The 16,990-nt window shown below is 70.1% G+C and carries 14 protein-coding genes, 1 tRNA gene, 1 other RNA gene and 1 pseudogene; 14 read left to right on the plus strand and 3 right to left on the minus strand.

Going from position 1 to position 16,990, the window contains the following annotated elements; translation table 11 throughout:
* Window positions 1–21 precede the first annotated feature (21 nt).
* A complete protein-coding gene (locus ACLM5J_RS08780) occupies window positions 22–609 on the minus strand; it encodes a hypothetical protein (protein WP_413655947.1) in 588 nt (195 codons plus the stop codon).
* Window positions 610–836: 227 nt separating this feature from the next.
* Between ACLM5J_RS08780 and ACLM5J_RS08785 the strand changes: the two genes are divergently transcribed.
* The 7 genes and pseudogenes from ACLM5J_RS08785 to ACLM5J_RS08815 all read left to right on the plus strand — a co-directional run.
* Window positions 837–1,142 carry a WXG100 family type VII secretion target gene (locus ACLM5J_RS08785; protein WP_413655948.1) on the plus strand — a complete coding sequence of 102 codons (306 nt, stop codon included), beginning with the start codon at window positions 837–839 and terminating at the stop codon, window positions 1,140–1,142.
* A gap of 39 nt (window positions 1,143–1,181) precedes the next feature.
* On the plus strand, window positions 1,182–1,481 hold the full coding sequence (locus tag ACLM5J_RS08790; RefSeq protein ID WP_343994219.1) for a WXG100 family type VII secretion target: 300 nt from the start codon (window positions 1,182–1,184) through the stop codon (window positions 1,479–1,481).
* Window positions 1,482–1,566: 85 nt separating this feature from the next.
* Complete coding sequence (locus tag ACLM5J_RS08795; RefSeq protein ID WP_413655950.1) at window positions 1,567–2,013, plus strand: hypothetical protein; 447 nt, start codon at window positions 1,567–1,569, stop codon at window positions 2,011–2,013.
* Window positions 2,010–3,263, plus strand: a complete 1,254-nt coding sequence (locus tag ACLM5J_RS08800; RefSeq protein ID WP_413655951.1) for a hypothetical protein — start codon at window positions 2,010–2,012, stop codon at window positions 3,261–3,263. Before ACLM5J_RS08795 ends, ACLM5J_RS08800 begins: the two co-directional genes overlap by 4 nt.
* A 149-nt stretch (window positions 3,264–3,412) precedes the next feature.
* Window positions 3,413–4,729, plus strand: coding sequence for a type VII secretion integral membrane protein EccD (eccD, locus tag ACLM5J_RS08805; protein WP_413655953.1), 1,317 nt, complete (start codon window positions 3,413–3,415; stop codon window positions 4,727–4,729).
* A 3-nt stretch (window positions 4,730–4,732) separates the two neighbouring features.
* Window positions 4,733–6,124, plus strand: a complete 1,392-nt coding sequence (locus ACLM5J_RS08810; protein WP_413655954.1) for a type VII secretion protein EccB — start codon at window positions 4,733–4,735, stop codon at window positions 6,122–6,124.
* Between the two features lie 284 nt (window positions 6,125–6,408).
* Window positions 6,409–7,440: pseudogene (locus ACLM5J_RS08815) on the plus strand (S8 family serine peptidase); the annotation flags it as partial.
* Between the two features lie 165 nt (window positions 7,441–7,605).
* Here the strand turns inward: ACLM5J_RS08815 and ACLM5J_RS08820 are convergent.
* Window positions 7,606–9,495: a diguanylate cyclase domain-containing protein gene (locus tag ACLM5J_RS08820; protein ID WP_413655956.1), complete on the minus strand. Its 1,890-nt coding sequence runs from the start codon at window positions 9,493–9,495 to the stop codon at window positions 7,606–7,608.
* A 252-nt stretch (window positions 9,496–9,747) separates the two neighbouring features.
* Window positions 9,748–9,835 (minus strand) — tRNA-Ser (locus tag ACLM5J_RS08825).
* A gap of 133 nt (window positions 9,836–9,968) precedes the next feature.
* Here ACLM5J_RS08825 and ffs point away from each other — a divergent pair.
* From ffs to ACLM5J_RS08860, 7 genes are all read left to right on the plus strand, one after another.
* An RNA gene (gene ffs, locus ACLM5J_RS08830) (signal recognition particle sRNA small type) lies at window positions 9,969–10,059 on the plus strand.
* A 285-nt stretch (window positions 10,060–10,344) separates the two neighbouring features.
* Window positions 10,345–12,756: a DNA polymerase III subunit gamma and tau gene (locus tag ACLM5J_RS08835; RefSeq protein ID WP_413655958.1), complete on the plus strand. Its 2,412-nt coding sequence runs from the start codon at window positions 10,345–10,347 to the stop codon at window positions 12,754–12,756.
* Window positions 12,757–12,771: 15 nt separating this feature from the next.
* Window positions 12,772–13,164 (plus strand): YbaB/EbfC family nucleoid-associated protein, encoded by a 393-nt coding sequence (locus tag ACLM5J_RS08840; protein WP_413655959.1) that lies wholly within the window; start codon window positions 12,772–12,774, stop codon window positions 13,162–13,164.
* Window positions 13,165–13,171: 7 nt separating this feature from the next.
* On the plus strand, window positions 13,172–13,768 hold the full coding sequence (recR, locus tag ACLM5J_RS08845) for a recombination mediator RecR (RefSeq protein WP_413655960.1): 597 nt from the start codon (window positions 13,172–13,174) through the stop codon (window positions 13,766–13,768).
* On the plus strand, window positions 13,765–14,352 hold the full coding sequence (locus tag ACLM5J_RS08850; RefSeq protein ID WP_413655961.1) for a DUF5063 domain-containing protein: 588 nt from the start codon (window positions 13,765–13,767) through the stop codon (window positions 14,350–14,352). Before recR ends, ACLM5J_RS08850 begins: the two co-directional genes overlap by 4 nt.
* A 42-nt stretch (window positions 14,353–14,394) precedes the next feature.
* Entirely contained in the window at window positions 14,395–15,693 is a 1,299-nt protein-coding gene (locus ACLM5J_RS08855; RefSeq protein ID WP_413655963.1) for an aspartate kinase, read from the plus strand.
* A gap of 2 nt (window positions 15,694–15,695) precedes the next feature.
* Complete coding sequence (locus ACLM5J_RS08860) at window positions 15,696–16,727, plus strand: aspartate-semialdehyde dehydrogenase (RefSeq protein ID WP_413655965.1); 1,032 nt, start codon at window positions 15,696–15,698, stop codon at window positions 16,725–16,727.
* Window positions 16,728–16,990 lie beyond the last annotated feature (263 nt).

The following is a 16,990-nucleotide window of genomic DNA, read 5'->3' on the forward strand; positions in this document are numbered from 1 at the left end:
CGACCCGCGGTCGGTGCCGGTTCAGCGCCAACGCCAGCTGGCGAGCATCGCCGTCATCGCGGTCCGGGCCTCGGCAGGGGTGCCGGGATGGTCCAGGGCGATGGTGAAGAAGGAACCCTTGTGGCTGGCCCCGATCACGATCCGGGAGTAGCCGTTGGCACGGCCTTCGAAACCGAAGGCGGGCTCGCCCGCGACACTGCCGTCGGGGGTTCGTTCGACCCGGGTGGCACCGCTCATCAGGTTCTTGCCCAGCGGGACCAGCTTGTCGAGCGTCGGCATCGGCTCCAGCGGGAGTTCGGTGATCGCCAGGTTGGCCAACGGGTCGCCCTCGATCACCGCCCACAGGTCGTTGGCGTCGCCGGTGACGTCGTCGACCTGCCAGGCGCCGTCCACCGACAAGCTGTAGGCGGGCCGCTGCACGGTGGTTCCGGCCGGCGGCGCTTCGCTGCTCGCTCCGCCATCCGGCGACGCGGGTCCGGTGCTGCCGGAGCTGCTGGAGCTACTGGTCGGGGGACCGGTGGGGCCGGCATCCGGCTTCTCGTCGTCACTGCAGCCGGCGAGCAGCCCGACACCGAGCAGGGTCGCTAGAGCGAAGGTGCCGAGGCGCATCTGTCTTCTCCCGAGAGGCCGACGAACGGAACTGCCAGCCACCCTAGTGGCCCGTGTCGGAAGTTCTCGGGCGGTTGGCGCGCCCGCTGAGCGGGCCTGTGGAAATCGCGTCTCCCAGGTTTAGCCCCGTTGAGCCCGGGTATCCCTGAAGGTGCCGGGCTGAACGGCAGTCCGGCTCTCCATGAAGTCTCGGGCGGGTGGATCCGTCACGGGGAAAGGACAGATCGATGAGCATCTCCAAGTCCGAACAAGTCCTCCTGCAGTCCGCCAAGGACGTCGAGCAGGTCTATGACGAGAGCACCGCCGACATCGCCACGTTGCGCGGCAAGCTGGCTCGTCTGGAGACCGAGTGGGTCGGGCGCGGTGGAACGGCCTTCCAGGCCACCATCCAGCGCTGGGACGAGGCGTCGAAGCGCACCCTCTCCGCGCTGCAGCGTTTCCGTGACGAGCTCAACGCGGTCGAGGCGGAGTACACCTCCACCGAAGACAGCGTCGAGCAGGGCTTCAACCGCTACGCAGCCGGCCTCGGCTGATCTGTCCTTCCACCACCACATTCCTTAGGAGACAAGACAATGGGCAACCTGGGTGACCTCAAGGTCGGCTACGAAGCACTCGACGCGAGCGCCGGTGACATCCTCAACGCGGCAGCCGCGCTGGAGCAGAAGATCAACGACATGGAGAAGCGGATGGAGGCCCGCAAGGCGGAGTGGAGCGGTAAGGACTCCGACGCCTTCGACGCCTGCCGCGCCGAGTGGGACAAGGGCATGGCGGACATGAACCTCGCGCTTCAGGGGATCGCCAAGGCGGTGAACCTCTCCAAGGAGGAGTACATGTCCACCGAGGCGAACAACGCCAAGCGTTTCGCCTGGTGACCGCGCCGCGACGGGTGCTCGGCTGAACCTGTCGAGCACCTTCCTCGTGGCTCTCTATCCATTCATCGCACAGGGGAGTTGAACCTTGTCTTTCTGGGTTCCGATGAAGGCAGCCATCGATGATCTACCGGGCGCGGTCTCCGCTGAGTTGCGGGTCGACCCGCAGGCGGTCGAAGCCGTCGCCACCCGCACCGAGACGCTGGCCGCAGATCTGATCGACGACGCCGACTTCAAGAAGGTGCCGGTGCACGTCAGCACCGTCCGCCTCGGTGACTACGGCCATGCCGGTGAGGTCGCCGAACTGCACACGCTCGCCCACACCATCGTCAGCGACGTGCTGACCGGGGTGAACAGCGACCTCCTCGACTTCGCCCACCAGCTCAAGCTCTGTGTGGCCGATGCCGAGGACCAGGACAGCCTGAACGCCACCGTGCTCAATGCGATCGCCGGCGTCCAGAGCAGTCACCGGGCCGAACAGGCAGGACAGCAGTCCCGCAACGAGAATCTGCCGACCGGAGGGGAGTCGTCATGACGTGCGACGCCGGGACGGCGCCCAACGCGGGTGCTGTGGAGCGCCGCCTCGCGGCCACCATCGCGGGTGCCGACGAGAACGAGATCGCCAAAGCTGCTCAGGGCTGGGCGTCGGCCCGCGCGATCCTGACCAAGGTGAAGAACGGCCTGGAGGGCCAGGCCGCCGCCTTGGAGGCGGACGCCACGCTCAGCGGCGCCGGGCCGCAGGCAGCACTCGCCTACCGCAAGATCGCCGGCCAGGTCCAGGACCGGATCGTCGAGGTGGAGCGCGCGGTCACGGCTCTGAACAAGGCGAACGTGGCGATCACGGCGGTGAAGAACACCTCGTTGTCGCCAGCGATCGGCGCCTTCTCACCGGGTGCGGTGCGGATGGAGGATGTCGACCTGGTCGACATGCGCAAGTCGCACCAGGCCGCACAGACCCAACGTCTAGCCGTGCGTGAGCAGGAGTCGCACGCCGCGCTGACCAAGTTCGACACCGAACTCGAAGGGGTCGCGGTGATCCTGCGTGAGATCACCGGCGAGCGGACCCCTGAGCGGTACACCCCGCCGAGCAGCAAGGGCCAGGGCCCGGGCACGAGCACCGCGCCGCCCGCGCATGTGATCGCCACCCCGCCGAGGACCTCGACCGGTATCGAGCCGGTTGGGGTGAAGCCGCCGACGATCGGCGAGCCGACCCCGGTCGATCCCTTGCCCACCTGGCCGGAGCCCAACGACACCGACAACACCACCCCGACCCATCCCACCAACCCGATCCGGCCGACGACGCCCAGCGTTCCGAACGTGCCGACGGCTCCGGTCTCGCCGGTCGCCCCGGGTGGTCCCGGACCCGGTGCGGTCACCGGGCTCGGTGCCGGTGTGGTGAGCACTGGGGCTGCTCTGGCCGCCACCAGAGCAGGTACGCCGTTGCGCGGCCTGGCGCCCGGGACCCCGGCGCAACTCGGCCGGAGCACCGCCAAGCCGGGCAGCAGCACTCTCGGTCGCCCAGGGATGACCCCGGGTCAGTCGGCCACCGGTCGTACCGGCACCGCCGCTGCAGGGCGTGGCCCCGGCAGCGGTACGCGGTCCGGCCTCACGCCGGGGCAGAACGGCACCAAGGGTGGCGCCGGACGCCGTGGCGCGGCAGCGGCCGGCACCGGGGGCCGCGGTGGCAAGCGGAACGAGCGGGACGGTGAGCGCGACTCGATGGCCTTCGCCGACGACGAGAGCTGGCTCGGCGATGAAGAGGTCGGCGGAGCCGTCCTCGACTGAGGGGGCGCCCAACGACAGAGACAGCAGGGTGCGGCCGGGCGATGCCCTAGGCTGCACTCTGCTGGCATCGGGGCCGCGGCTCCGTCGGGAAACTGATGATGGATGGGAGAGGAATGTCCCAGGCCGCGCCCTCAACGGGGGCCTCCGGAATGGTGCGCGTGACCGTCGCGTCAGGGTCTCGCCGCGTCGACCTCGTACTACCGGGATCGGTCCCGGTCGCCGAACTGGTACCAGAACTCGCCCGCAGCGTCGGGCTTCTCGACGCCGCCACCGTCTACGGCGGCTACCAGTTGGTCGCTCCCGACGGCCGTCGGCTGGCCAGCAACGCCGGCCTCACCATCCAAGGCATCGAGGACGGCGGTCTGCTCACCGTCACGGCCGGTGTTGAGGAGAAGGCGCCACGCGTCTACGACGATGTCGTCGAGGCGATGGCCGATGCGGTCGAGCGCGACCTGACGCCGTGGTCGCCGGCGGCAGGCCGACGGACCGCGTTGACGGCGGCCTGTCTGCTGTTGGCACTCGGCGCCTTCGCGCTGCTGTTGCAACGCGACTCCGACCTGGGCGCCGTCGCGGCTGCGGTGATCGCCGGGCTGCTCGTCGTCGGTGGTGTCACCCTGAGTCGCGCCCAGCGAGAGCGCGAAGCCGCGATCTGCCTGGCCTGGATGGGTGCCGGGTACGCTGCCGTGGCCGGCGTGATGGCGGTCCCCGACCGGGTGCTCAGTGACCCGATCACGATCGCCGCGGCCGGGGCGGGTGCCCTGATCGCCGGCATCGCGGCGGTGGCCGGTCTGGACGCCGGGCGGGTGTTGGTGATCCCCGCCGTCGTCGTCGGCAGCATCTTCGCCGCCAGCGGACTGGTGATGGATGCGGCCGACATCGCCGACGTCGCCGAGGCGTTCACGGTCGTTCTCGCCGCGGTCGTGGTGGCGGGCAGTCTGCTGCCCTGGTTGGCGTTGAGCGCTACCAGCACCCGGGTGGAGCAGATCATCACGCACAGCGAGATCACCTCGGAACCGACGCCGATCGACCCCGATCTGGTGCGGCGCGATGCCGTTCTCGGGCACGAACTCCTGCTCGCGATCTCGGCGACCGTGGGTGCGCTGCTGGTGTTGATCGCACCGATGGCGGTCGGGCTCGGTTGGGCCGGGACCCTGTTGGTCGTCGCCGCGAGCGTGGTCGTCATGTTGCGCACCCGGCAGTACCGCGCGGGCTCCCAGGTGCTGCTGGGGCTGGCCTCCGGCGTGCTCGGTCTGCTGGTGACCGCCGCCTCCGTGCTGGTGTTGCACCCGGACTGGCAGCCGTCGGTGGCGGTGGTCCTGGCGGGATGCGGCGCCGTCCTGTTGGCGTTCACCCTGGTGCCGAGCAGCCAGGCGATCCGGCGTGGCCGGTCGGGCGACGTCGCCGAGGTGGCTGCGCTGGTGGCGTTGCTCCCGCTCACGGTGGTCGCTATCGGCCTGGTCGGGTGAGCGATGTCCACCAAGCGTGATCTGGTCGAGGCGCATGCCTTCAGTCGGCGACGGCTGGTGACGGCGTTCCTCAGCGGCGCGCCAGGTGGCCGCGAGGTGGAACCGGTCCGTCCCGGACGAGCGCTGGTCGGCGGGATCGCACTCTCGGTGCTGCTGCTGGCGGGTGCGGCGATCGCCGGCTTCTTCCGGCCTCCGACACCGGCCGACTGGCGTGAGCCGGGCATGGTGATCTCCAAGGAGCGCGGTACGCCGTACGTGATTCTGGAGAGCGGGGACAGTCCACGCCGCCTGGTGAACGTGACCTCCGGCATGCTGATCCTCGGCGCCGGATACGACCTGCGCACGGTCAAGCAGGACGAGATCAACAAGTACGTCGGTGGCGACTCGATCGGCATCTTCGGCGCTCCGGACGACCCGCCCGAGTCCGAAGCGCTGGTCAGCAACGGCTGGACCAGCTGCGCCGTCGGTGGTGCCGGGATGCGGCTGAGGATCGACGACGACCCGCGGTTGGCCATCCCGGCCCCGAGCGGCGCCGCGGTGGTGCGGTCGAGTGGTGCCGACGCCACCTACTACCTGGTGGTGCAGACCGACCGTGGGGCGCGACGTCTCGCACTGCCGGGTGACGAGGCGCCCCGGACGGCGATCACCAACGCGTTGCGCGGGGTGGAGGAACTCGGCACGGTCAGCCCCGCGTGGCTCAACCTGGTCCCCGAGGGGGCGGCCCTCGACCTGACCAGTTTCCCGGTCTCGGGTGGCGGCGCTGCCGACTACATGGAGGCAGGCTTCTCGGTCGGCGACGTCGTCGAGGCGAGTGGGCAGCTGTACCTGCTCGGCGCTGACGGGCCGATGCCGCTCGACCCGTTCGCCGAGCTGATCTACGGTGCGCTCGGCGGCTCCAGCGAGCACAGGAGCAGTGGACCGATGACCACCCGCACCGTGGCTGCGCCGAACGGGTGGCCGGGCCGGGCGCCGGCGGCAACCGACCTGGACCCGACCAACCGCGGCGCCAACGAGCTCTGCGTGGTGATGGCGACCTCCGCCGATACCGAGACCTACGCGGTGCTGGCCACCGCCCCGGTCCCCGAAGCGAGTGCGGCCGAGGTCGCGGAGGGCATCGCGGTCGACGTGGCGACGGCCCGCGGGGCCTACGTCCTGGGTGCGGACCACGGCGACCGCACTGGCGGTCAGCCGTGGTTGATCGACTCCTCGGGGCGGCGCTATCCCCTCGGTGGCCCGGCCGGGGAGACGGCGGCGAGCCTCGGTTACGGCTCCTACGATCCGCCGACCGTGCCGGACGCCTGGATCGAGTTGATCGGTTCCTGCGGACCCGAGCTGTCCCGTGAGTTGGCCCTCGGGACCCCCGACCTCGCTCAGCAGCAGATGACATGCGGTTGACCCGTACTTCCGTGACCGGAAGTGTCGCCGCCGTCCTGGCGCTCAGCGTCAGTGGCGTGGTGCCGTTCGCCGGGACGACCGGCGACGCTCAGGCGCAGGTCGGTGAGCAGACCTGCCAACCGGCCCGCCCGGACCGGGACTACAACCCGGCGCCGAGCGACACCCGCGCCACCAGCACGCTCGCCGAGCGGCTGCGGCTGCCGGAGGCGCACCGGATCGCCACCGGTACCGGGGTCGGCGTCGCGGTACTCGACACCGGGCTCGACCCGACCTTGGTTCCCGGAGGCTCGATGGCCGCCCGGATCAACGCGGTCGCCGTGCGCAGCCCGGTGGCCGGTACCAAGTCCAAGCTCTACGACGCGCACGGCACCCAGACCGCGGCGTTGGTCTCCGGCCTGGTGCCGGCGACGGCTGACCGGCCGGCCCGAGCGATCGGCGTGGCGCCGGGCGCCCACGTCGTCCCGATCCGGATCGCGGACGGCGGCGCGGACGTGGTCGCCGCGTTCTCCGACGACAACCTGACCGGGGTCGAGGCGAAGAACGTCGCGGCCGGGATCAACGAGGCGATCCGGCTCCGAAAGAGCCAGAACATCAAGGTGATCAGCATTTCGCTCTCGATCACCGGCCCCGATCCGGCGTTGACCCGGGCGGTGAAGAAGGCCCAGCGGGCGGGGATCCTGGTGGTCGCCTCAGCCGGCAACCGCACCCTCGGCGAGACCGAGGCGGAGAAGGCCCGCAACGCGTTCCGGCCGGGGGAGGACCGCGTGCCCTACCCGGGGCGCCTGGACGGCGTGCTGACGGTGACCGCCGCCGACGCCGATGGTTCGGTGCCGACTAGCGCCGTCACGACGGGCCCGTCGGTCGACGTCTCCGCGCCCGGTACCGGCCTGGTCACCCTCGGCCCGGAGGGGCAGACCTGTGAACTGACCGCGGTCGCGACCAGTTGGGCGGTGCCCCAGGTGGCGGGGCTGGCGGCCCTGGTCTTCGACGCGTTCGCCGGTGAGAGGATCACCGCCGCCCAGGTTCGCACCCGGATCGAGGCGACGGCGCGTGGCGGCTACCGCAACGAGGCGCTCGACGGCAACGGGATGATCCAGCCGGTCGCCGCCCTGACCGCGGACCTCGACGTCACCCGCGACGGCACTCTGCGGACGCCTCCCGTGGTCCGGGAGGCACCCGAGGAGCTCACCGCGCCGCAGCGACCCGACGACGCGCTGGCGGATGCCCGGCACTCGATGCGCTGGTGGGGCCTCGGCGCCGGTGGCGCGCTGGTGCTGGCGCTCCTGGTGCGGCCACTGCTGGCGCGCCGACGCTGACGGCTTCCCGTTGGTCGAGCGTGTCTCCCGTTGGTTGAGCGTGTCTTCCGTTGGTTGAGCGTGTCTTCCGTTGGTTGAGCGTGTCTTCCGTTGGTCGAGCGTGTCTTCCGTTGATCGAGCTTGTCGAGATCAGCCCCGCACGTTCGAAGGCCTAGCGAACCCTGGTCAGCGGCCTACGGCCTGGCGCTCGGGCGGCGGGAGGGCGGCCCGGCGGGCCCGCTTCGCGGCGTACATCCGCTGGTCCGCCTGCTCGATCAAGACGGTCGATTCGCAGCCCGAGTCGCCGAGCGCGACGCCCAGGCTGGCCGAGAGGCCGTCGAACGTCTGGCCGTCGGCAAGCTCGTAGGGCCGTTCCAACTCCGCTTCGATGAGGCGCGCGAGGCGGTCGAGCTCTGCCTCGTCGGCGGCGTCATGGCACAGCACGGCAAACTCGTCGCCGCCCAGACGGGCCACGGTCCGGTCGAACCCGGCGATCCGGGTGAGTCGATCGCCGACCTCGACCAGGAGCCGGTCGCCTTCGGCGTGGCCCCAGCCGTCGTTGACGAGCTTGAACCCGTTCAGGTCGAGGTAGACCAGGCCGGTGCGGGAGTTCCCGCTCGCGGGGTCGAGCGCCGCGCGGAGCTCGTTCATGAAGTGTGCACGGTTGGCGAGCCCGGTCAGCGGGTCGTTGAGGGCGAGCCATTGCAGGTCCGCTTCGGCGCGCTTGCGTGCGGTGATGTCGGTGGCGACGCCGATGTAGCCGGTGTGCTCGCCGTCAGGGCCAGCCGTCGCGGTGACGGCGAGGCTCACCGAGAGATGGGTGCCGTCGCGTCGCAGGTAGGTCCATTCCCGAACGCTGGCGCGCCCCGGCCGAGCGCTGGTGGAGAAGACGTCGAATCCCGGTGCCACACCCAGTTCGGTAGATCGGGCCTGAAGCTCGGCTGGCAGGTGGAGTGTGGTGGCGTTGCGCCCGATCATCTCGTCGCGCCGCCAGCCCAACATCAGCTCGGCGCCGTGGTTGAACGCGGTGATCGCGCCGGTGGGGTCGGTGCCGATGATCGACTGCTCGGTGGCGGCGTCGAGGACACCGGCCAGGAAGTCGGCGTCGGCGAGGGCCCGTGCCTCGGCGGCCTCGAGTTCGGCGACCAGAGCGACCCGGGAGTCGCGGAACAGCGCGAGTGCCAGGACCACGCAGGTCAGGCTGCCGACCATGCACTGGGCCAGCAATGCACGCACCATCGGTGAGGTGTCGACGTCGAACCCGTGGCCCGCGAGCGTCGTCCAGACGATGAAGACCCCTGCAGCGAGCAGAAAGACGGTGCTGACGGTGGTGGAGTAGCGCAGCGCGATCCACATCGCTGGCACCAGGCAGACGAATGCCAGTGGGAGGTGGGAGTAGGTCCAGAAGACGGCGGCCAGAGTGGCGGCCGCGAAGCCGACCGCTGCGATCCCTTCCAGCAGGCGCTTCTTGGAGGTGTAGCTGGGCCGCCAAGCGCTCTCGCGGAGTTTGATCGCGACGGCGACCCCGGCCAGGATCGCGACCCCGTTGCGGACCGCGAACATCGCGAAGGTGGTGTGCAGACCGGAGCTGCCGAGGGTGACGGCGAAGTAGGCGGTGGCCATCGTGGCGGCGATCAGGCTGCCGCCGGCGGTCGCGAGCAGCAGTCGGGCCAGGTCGGCAGGGTCCCTGAGCTGGGGCGGTTGGACCTCGCGGCCGGTCAACAGGATCGAGGTACTGACGGCCAGGACGAGGTTCACGAAGGCGAACCAGATCGCCGAGTCCAGCACCGAGCCGGTGGCCACGCTGGTGATTGCGGAGACGACGGCCAGCAGCAGGCAGTTCGCGACCAAGATGCCGCGCCGCGGCGCCGCTCGGGCATGGCTCACCCAGAGCACGGCTACGGCGGCCGCCGGCCAGATCAGGGCGATCTCGCTGCCGGCGACCCGAGTGGCCCGGCCGAGAGCGATCGCGGCGGCATAGATGACGGCGGCGCCGAGGGCCCAGAGCACCGCATGGCTGAGCGGAGGTGTCGTCTGCTCGGAGGCGCGATCGACGGTGCGGCGTGCCTGACCCACGAACACTCCCTCCCAGTCGTCGCCTGCCGGTCCTATCGGTTGGCGATGCCAACATTTGAGCAAACCGGGCAAGCGCGTTGGGAGGGGGTCCGTGTGGATGGGACCTGTGCCGGGCAGCGAGGACCGATCCGACGTCGAGGATCGGCAGCGGGAACCTGGCTGGGCCTTCTGAGAAGAGCCGAGCTTCCAGGACCGAAATGCAGAATGCGCCCGCGAGCCGCGGGCGCATTCTGGTGACCTGATCAGGTCTGGTGGCGGAGGTAGGGGGATTCGAACCCCCGAGGGCGTTAACCCAACCCGCTTTCCAAGCGAGCGCCATAGGCCACTAGGCGATACCTCCGCCGCGAAGATTACCGGTCCTGGTCGAGGTGCGGAAATCGGCCTCCTATTTCGGGTCGGTCCAGGCGGGGCTCGGGGTCGGTCCGGGGCCCCTCGTCTTGGGCTGACGGCAGGGCTCGCCTAGACTCCTGCGCAACCCCCCGCGTGGCGGCATCTCGCTGAACTCCCCCAGGGCCGGAAGGCAGCAAGGGCAGGTGAGCTCTGTCGGGTACGCGGGGGGCCTTTTCGTCTTCGTTGTCCTTCCTCGCCGTGGCTCCGCCACGTCTCGGGCGTCCGCCTTGCCGCAGCACGCCCCGAACATCGCTCGCAACGGCGCCCTTGTCGGGGCCATGCCTGAAGGGCACGTCCCCGCCAATCGCGCCTACTGCGCGATGCTCGGCCCGCACTGGGGCGGCGTTGTCCTTCCTCGCCGTGGCTCCGCCACGTCTCGGGCGTCCGCCTTGCCACAGCACGCCCCGAACATCGCTCGCAACGGCGCCCTTGTCGGGGCCATGCCCTAGGGTTCAGAGAGTGGAAGCACCGCTCGCCCTCTACCGCCGCTACCGCCCGGAGACCTTCGCCGAAGTGATCGGCCAGGAGCACGTCACCGAGCCGTTGCGCGCCGCACTGGCGAACAACCGGGTCAACCACGCGTACCTGTTCTCGGGCCCACGCGGCTGTGGCAAGACGACGTCGGCCCGGATCCTGGCGCGCGCCCTCAACTGTGAACGAGCGCCGATCGCCGACCCGTGCGGTGAGTGCGAGTCTTGCCGTGACCTGGCCCGCGGCGGTCCCGGCTCGATCGACGTCATCGAGATCGACGCCGCCTCACACGGTGGTGTCGACGACGCCCGCGACCTGCGCGAGAAGGCGTTCTTCGCTCCGGTGAAGAGCCGGTACAAGGTCTACATCATCGACGAGGCGCACATGGTGAGCCCGCAGGGCTTCAACGCGCTGCTCAAGCTCGTCGAGGAGCCGCCGCCGCATCTGCGCTTCATCTTCGCCACCACCGAGCCGGAGAAGGTGCTGCCGACGATCCGCTCGCGCACCCACCACTACCCGTTCCGGTTGATCCCGCCGCGGCTGCTCTCGAACTACCTCGGCGAGCTCTGTGAGCGTGAAGGCGTCGCGATCGAGCCTGCCGCACTGCCGTTGGTGGTCCGGGCCGGTGCCGGTTCGGCCCGCGACACGCTCTCCGTGCTGGACCAGTTGCTCGGAGGCGCGGGGCCGGAGGGCGTCACCCACCGGCTCGCCACCGGACTGCTCGGCTACACGCCCGACTCACTCCTCGACGAGATCATCGACTCCTTCGCGGCGGCCGACGGCGCCGGTGTCTTCGGCGTCGTCGACAAGGTGATCGAGACCGGGCAGGACCCACGCCGGTTCACCGAGGACCTGCTCCGTCGACTCCGTGACCTGGTGATCATCGCGGCCGTTCCGGACGCTTCAGCCACCGGCCTGATCGACCTGCCCGCGGACGCCGCCGAGAGGTTGACGGCGCAGGCCAACCGGTTCGGTGTCGCCTCGTTGAGCCGCGCCGCGGACCTCTTCGCGGCGGGCCTCACCGAGATGCGCGGCGCGACCGCACCCCGGCTCCTGCTGGAGCTTGTCTGTTCCCGCGTGCTGCTGCCCGCCGCCGACCACGCCACGGAGGGCCTGTTGGCCCGGATCGAGCGGCTGGAGCGGCTCGGCTCCGTCGCCGGGGCGGCTCCGTCGGCCGGTACCCATTCCCACGCGGCGCCCGCCGGCCAGCCTGTCGCCGCCGCGCCCCACCAGCCCGCTGGCGAGGAGCCCGGCTCGCTGGCCTCCGCCCGGGCCGCGCTGCGCAACAGTCAAACGGCGCCGCAGCAGCCCCAGGCCTCCATCGCCCCTCCGGCGGCTGTGGCCCAGGCGCCCGCTCCGCAGGCCGCTCCTGCGCCGCCAGCTCCGGCCGCCCCTCCGGCCGCACCTCCGGCCGCCCCTCCGGCCACCGACGACGGATGGCCGCAGGCAGCGGCCCCGGGCGCCACCGGTGGGCCGGTGCCCGGCCAGGCAGCCCCCGCCGCTCCGGCGGCAGCCACCAGCGATTTCGGCGACCGCCCTGAGCTGCGGACCGGTCCGCCCGCGGCGCCGCACCAGCCGATGCAGCACCAGCCGGAGCCGCAGGCCCACCCGGCTGAGCAGCCCGCCGCTCAGCAGCCCGGTGCCGATCACCCGGCCACGCCTGCCGCAGCGCCGACCCAGGAGGCGAGCGCCCCGGCGCCGACCGCCCCACCGGCTCCTCCTGCTCCAGCTCCGGTCACGCCTGCACCCGGACAGCCGACCGCCTCGGGTCTCTCCCTGGCCGAGGTCCGCCAGCTGTGGCCGGACGTCGTCAACAACACCAAGGGCCGGCGTCGGGTCACCTGGATCCACCTCACCGAGAACGCGCAGGTGGTCGCCGTCGACGACGCCACCCTCACCCTCGGTTTCGTGAACTCCGGAGCCCGCGAGTCGTTCGTCAACGGCGGCAGCACCGAGATCGTGCAGCAGGCAGCGCGCGACGTGATCGGCCGCGAGTGGCGGATCGAGGCGATCGTCGATCCCGGCGCACGCGTCGGTGACCAGGCACCCGCAGCCAGCCGCCCTGCCCCGCCGAGCGCACCGCCACGCGACGAGGCGCCGTCCGCGCAGCCGGAGAGCAACCCGGTGCCACCCGAGCCGGCCCCTGAGCCTCCCGGTTGGGCCAACGAACCGCCGCCCCTGGAAGACCCGGGCTTCGACCCGACGGCGGCGGCACGAGCTGCGATCAGCGCCACCCGGGTCGCCGGTGACGGACCTTCGGTCGCCGACTCGGCGTCGTTCGACCGGGATGCTGAAGCGAGTAGCGACGACCCGGAGATGGAGGAGTCCGGCATGGCCGGACGCGAACTCATCGAACGGACCCTCGGCGCCACCGTCATCCAAGAGATCAAGCACGACTGAGCCGGGAGGCACACCATGACTCAAAACCCGTTCGGTGAGGGAGGGTTCGACATGGGGTCGATCCTCCAGCAGGCACAGCAGATGCAGCAGCAGCTGATGGCGGCCCAGGCCAGCCTGGCTGAGGCAGAGGTCGAAGGCACTGTCGCCGGTGGCGCCGTCACCGTCAAGCTCAACGGCGCCGGTGACCTGCTCGGTGTCTCGATCAAGGCGGGCTCCTTCGACGGTAACGACGTCGACGACCTGGACGACCTCGCCGACCTGCTGGTCGCTGCCTGGCGTGACGCCAAGGCGCGCACCGAGGAGCTGGCCAAGGAGAAGATGGGCCCGCTGACCTCCGGCCTCGGTGGCCTGGGTGGTCTCGGCGACGCCCTCGGTGGCGGCGGCGACGCACCACGGCTCGGTTTCTGAGGGTCGCGTGTACGAAGGCATCGTCCAGGACCTCATCGACGAACTCGGCCAGTTGCCGGGGGTGGGGCCCAAGAGCGCTCAACGGATCGCGTTCCACCTGTTGCAGGCCGACCCGGCCGACGTCCGCCGGTTGGCCGACGTGTTGGTCCAGGTCAAGCAGCGGGTGAAGTTCTGCGCGACCTGCTTCAACGTCTCCGAAGAGGAGCAATGCCGGATCTGCCGCGACCCGCGTCGTGACCCCTCGGTGATCTGCGTCGTCGAGGAGTACAAGGACGTCGTCGCGATCGAGCGGACCCGCGAGTTCCGGGGGCGGTACCACGTCCTCGGCGGCGCGATCTCGCCGATCGACGGCATCGGCCCCGAGCAGTTGCGGGTCCGGGAGCTGCTGACCCGGCTCGCCGACGGTCAGATCACCGAAGTGATCCTGGCGACCGACCCCAACCTCGAGGGCGAGGCGACCGCGACGTACCTCACCCGGAATCTGAAGCCGTTGGGGTTGCGGATCACGCGGCTGGCTAGTGGACTACCGGTGGGTGGAGACCTCGAGTACGCCGACGAGGTCACCTTGGGCCGTGCGTTCGCGGGAAGAAGGGCAGCCGAATGACCTCAGAGTTCGAGATCGACGAGTTCGCGCAACAGATCGCCGACCAGATCGAGAGCTTCCTCGTCGCGGTCCAGGCGATCGCCCGGGAGAACGACGGCAGCCGCGCGATCTCGCTGCTGCTGTTGGAGATCTCCCAGGTGCTGCTCGCCGGCGCCCGTCTCGGCGTCCAGGCCGACTTCGTCACCCACGAGGAGTTCCAGCCCGACGCCGGGCCGGACCCGGACCTCGACGAGCTGCGGCTGCGCTTCGCCCAGATGCTCGACGGCGTGGACGTCTACTCGGAGGTCTTCGACACCTACGGGGAGGTCGAGGTGGTCTCCTCGGTCATCTCCGACGACGTCACCAGCATCGCCACCGCCCTGGCGCACGGTCTTCGGCACTTCCGGGCCGGCCGTGTCGACGAGGCGCTGTGGTGGTGGCAGTTCTCCTACGTGGCCAGTTGGGGGACCGAGGCCAGCGGCGTTCTGCGCGCCCTGCAGTCGATCCTCACCCACGACCGTCTCGACACGGTCTTCGAGGTCGAGGCCGAGCAGGTGGCGGCCGCTGATGAGATGCTTGAGGAGAGCGGTACCCAGGCTCGGTAGGATTCTCGTGCGGGGCCCGTATATCGCCTGGCCCCGGTGTACATGAGACTCAAGTCGAGAGGCAGATCCGTGGGCATTGTCGTGCAGAAGTACGGCGGCTCCTCCCTCGCTGACGCCGCCGCGATCAAGCGGGTGGCCCGGCGAATCGTGGAGACCAAGAAGCAGGGCAACGACGTCGTCGTGGCCGTCTCCGCGATGGGTGACAGCACTGACGAACTCCTGGACCTGGCCAGCGGCGTCAGCCCGTTGCCGCCGGCCCGCGAGATGGACATGTTGCTCACTGCCGGCGAGCGGATCTCGATGGCGCTGGTCGCGATGGCGATCTCCGACCTCGGCTACGAGGCCCGCTCCTTCACCGGCTCGCAGGCCGGCGTGATCACCGACTCGGTGCACGGCAAGGCGAAGATCATCGACGTCACGCCGGGCCGGATCTCCTCCGCCCTCGCCGACGGTCACATCGTGATCGTGGCCGGTTTCCAGGGTGTCAGCCAGGACACCAAGGAGATCACCACGCTCGGCCGCGGTGGCACCGACACCACCGCCGTCGCACTCGCCGCAGCCCTCGAGGCCGACGTCTGCGAGATCTACACCGACGTCGACGGCGTCTTCAGTGCCGACCCGCGCGTCGTCCCCGCCGCGCACAAGCTCGACAAGATCTCCTTCGAGGAGATGCTCGAGATGGCTGCCAGCGGCTCCAAGATCCTGCACCTGCGGTGCGTCGAGTACGGCCGTCGCTACAACATCCCGATCCACGTGCGTTCCTCCTTCAGCCAGCTGGAGGGCACCTGGGTCGTCGAGGACCCCACGGAGGGAAACACCATGGAACAGGCCATCATCGCCGGCGTTGCGCACGACAGCAGCGAAGCCAAGATCACCGTCGTCGGCGTCCCGGACAAGGTCGGCGAGGCCGCGCGGATCTTCACCGCCCTGGCTGACGCACAGATCAACATCGACATGATCGTGCAGAACGTTTCGGCTGCCTCCACGAACCTCACCGACATCTCCTTCACGCTCCCGGGCACCGACGCCCAGACGGCGCTGAACACGCTGACCAAGCTGCAGGACGAGGTCGGCTTCGCCCGCCTCATCTTCAACGACAAGGTCGGCAAGCTCTCGCTGGTCGGCGCCGGCATGCGGTCCAACCCCGGCATCACCGCGCAGTTCTTCAGCGCGCTCGCCGAGGCGGGTGTGAACATCGACATGATCTCCACCTCCGAGATCCGGATCTCGGTGGTCGTGGCCGAAGAGGACGTCAACAAGGCGGTCCAGGTCACCCACACGGCGTTCGACCTGGACGCCAGCGAAGTTGAGGCCGTGGTCTACGGCGGGACGGGGCGCTAATCATGGGCGTACGTATTGGTGTTGTCGGGGCGACCGGCCAGGTGGGTGTGGCGATGCGCCAGATCCTGCTGGACCGGAACTTCCCGGCTGACGAGATCCGCTTCTTCTCCTCGGCTCGCTCCGCGGGCAAGGTGCTGCAGTTCGGCGACCGTGAGATCACCGTCGAGGACGCTGCGACCGCCGACCCGAGCGGCCTGGACATCGCGCTCTTCTCCGCGGGTGGTGCCACCTCGAAGGCGCTGGCGCCGAAGTTCGCCGCTGCCGGCGCGATCGTGGTCGACAACTCGTCGGCCTTCCGCAAGGACGCCGACATCCCGCTCGTGGTGGCCGAGGTCAACCCGGAGGCGCTGAACTCGATCCCGCGCGGGATCGTCGCCAACCCGAACTGCACCACGATGGCTGCGATGCCGGTGCTCAAGCCGCTGCACGACGAGGCCGGTCTGACCCGTCTCGTGGTCTCGACCTACCAGGCCGTCTCCGGCTCCGGTGTGGCCGGCGTCGAGGAGCTGATGACGCAGATCACGACGGCTGGCGACAAGGCCACCGAGCTCGCCTACGACGGCGAGGCCGTCTCGCTCGGTGAGCCCGGCGTCTACAAGCGGAACATCGCCTACAACGTGCTGCCGTTCGCGGGCTCGTTGGTCGAGGACGGCCTGAACGAGACCGACGAGGAGCAGAAGCTCCGCAACGAGTCCCGCAAGATCCTGGGTATCCCGGAGCTGCTGGTCTCGGGTCTCTGCGTCCGGGTCCCGGTCTTCACCGGCCACTCGCTCGCGGTGAACGCCGAGTTCGCCTCCGCGATCTCGCCCGAGCGCGCGCGTGAACTGCTCGCCGACGCCCCCGGCGTCGAGCTGGCGGAGATCCCCAACCCGCTGCACGCCGCCGGTAAGGACCCGTCCTACGTCGGTCGGATCCGTGCCGATGAAGGTGCCCCGGCCGGTCGCGGCCTGGCGCTCTTCATCAGCAACGACAACCTGCGTAAGGGTGCGGCTCTGAACACCGTGCAGATCGCGGAGCTTCTCGCCGCACGCTGACCCGCTCCACTCCGATCGTCCCTGACGTTCCGGCTGCCGACACTCCGTCTGCGCCATCACGTCGGGGACGATCGCCATTTGAGGGCGGGGTTCTTCCCGGCTAGGGCCGCCGTCACAGCCCAGGGCAACGCCACCGATCCGAGTCCGCGAACTCACCGCTTCCTGCCTCGCTCCCGATAGTCCCTGACGAAAAGCCCCTGAAATCGCCGGCGGGTTCAGGTGGTGGAAGCAACGTTGTTGTCTGCTGGCGGGTTGCTCAGCAG

This window comes from Nocardioides sp. Bht2 (genome assembly GCF_047308515.1).
Lineage (GTDB): Bacteria > Actinomycetota > Actinomycetes > Propionibacteriales > Nocardioidaceae > Nocardioides.

What these genes read in the sequence shown, in the direction of transcription:
- ACLM5J_RS08780 (WP_413655947.1), bottom strand. Translation starts at nt 609, where the DNA reads ATGCGCCTCGGCACCTTCGCTCTAGCGACCCTGCTCGGTGTCGGGCTG.
- ACLM5J_RS08785 (WP_413655948.1), top strand. Translation starts at nt 837, where the DNA reads ATGAGCATCTCCAAGTCCGAACAAGTCCTCCTGCAGTCCGCCAAGGAC.
- ACLM5J_RS08790 (WP_343994219.1), top strand. Translation starts at nt 1,182, where the DNA reads ATGGGCAACCTGGGTGACCTCAAGGTCGGCTACGAAGCACTCGACGCG.
- ACLM5J_RS08800 (WP_413655951.1), top strand. Translation starts at nt 2,010, where the DNA reads ATGACGTGCGACGCCGGGACGGCGCCCAACGCGGGTGCTGTGGAGCGC.
- eccD (WP_413655953.1), top strand. Translation starts at nt 3,413, where the DNA reads ATGGTGCGCGTGACCGTCGCGTCAGGGTCTCGCCGCGTCGACCTCGTA.
- ACLM5J_RS08810 (WP_413655954.1), top strand. Translation starts at nt 4,733, where the DNA reads ATGTCCACCAAGCGTGATCTGGTCGAGGCGCATGCCTTCAGTCGGCGA.
- ACLM5J_RS08840 (WP_413655959.1), top strand. Translation starts at nt 12,772, where the DNA reads ATGACTCAAAACCCGTTCGGTGAGGGAGGGTTCGACATGGGGTCGATC.
- ACLM5J_RS08850 (WP_413655961.1), top strand. Translation starts at nt 13,765, where the DNA reads ATGACCTCAGAGTTCGAGATCGACGAGTTCGCGCAACAGATCGCCGAC.
- ACLM5J_RS08855 (WP_413655963.1), top strand. Translation starts at nt 14,395, where the DNA reads ATGAGACTCAAGTCGAGAGGCAGATCCGTGGGCATTGTCGTGCAGAAG.
- ACLM5J_RS08860 (WP_413655965.1), top strand. Translation starts at nt 15,696, where the DNA reads ATGGGCGTACGTATTGGTGTTGTCGGGGCGACCGGCCAGGTGGGTGTG.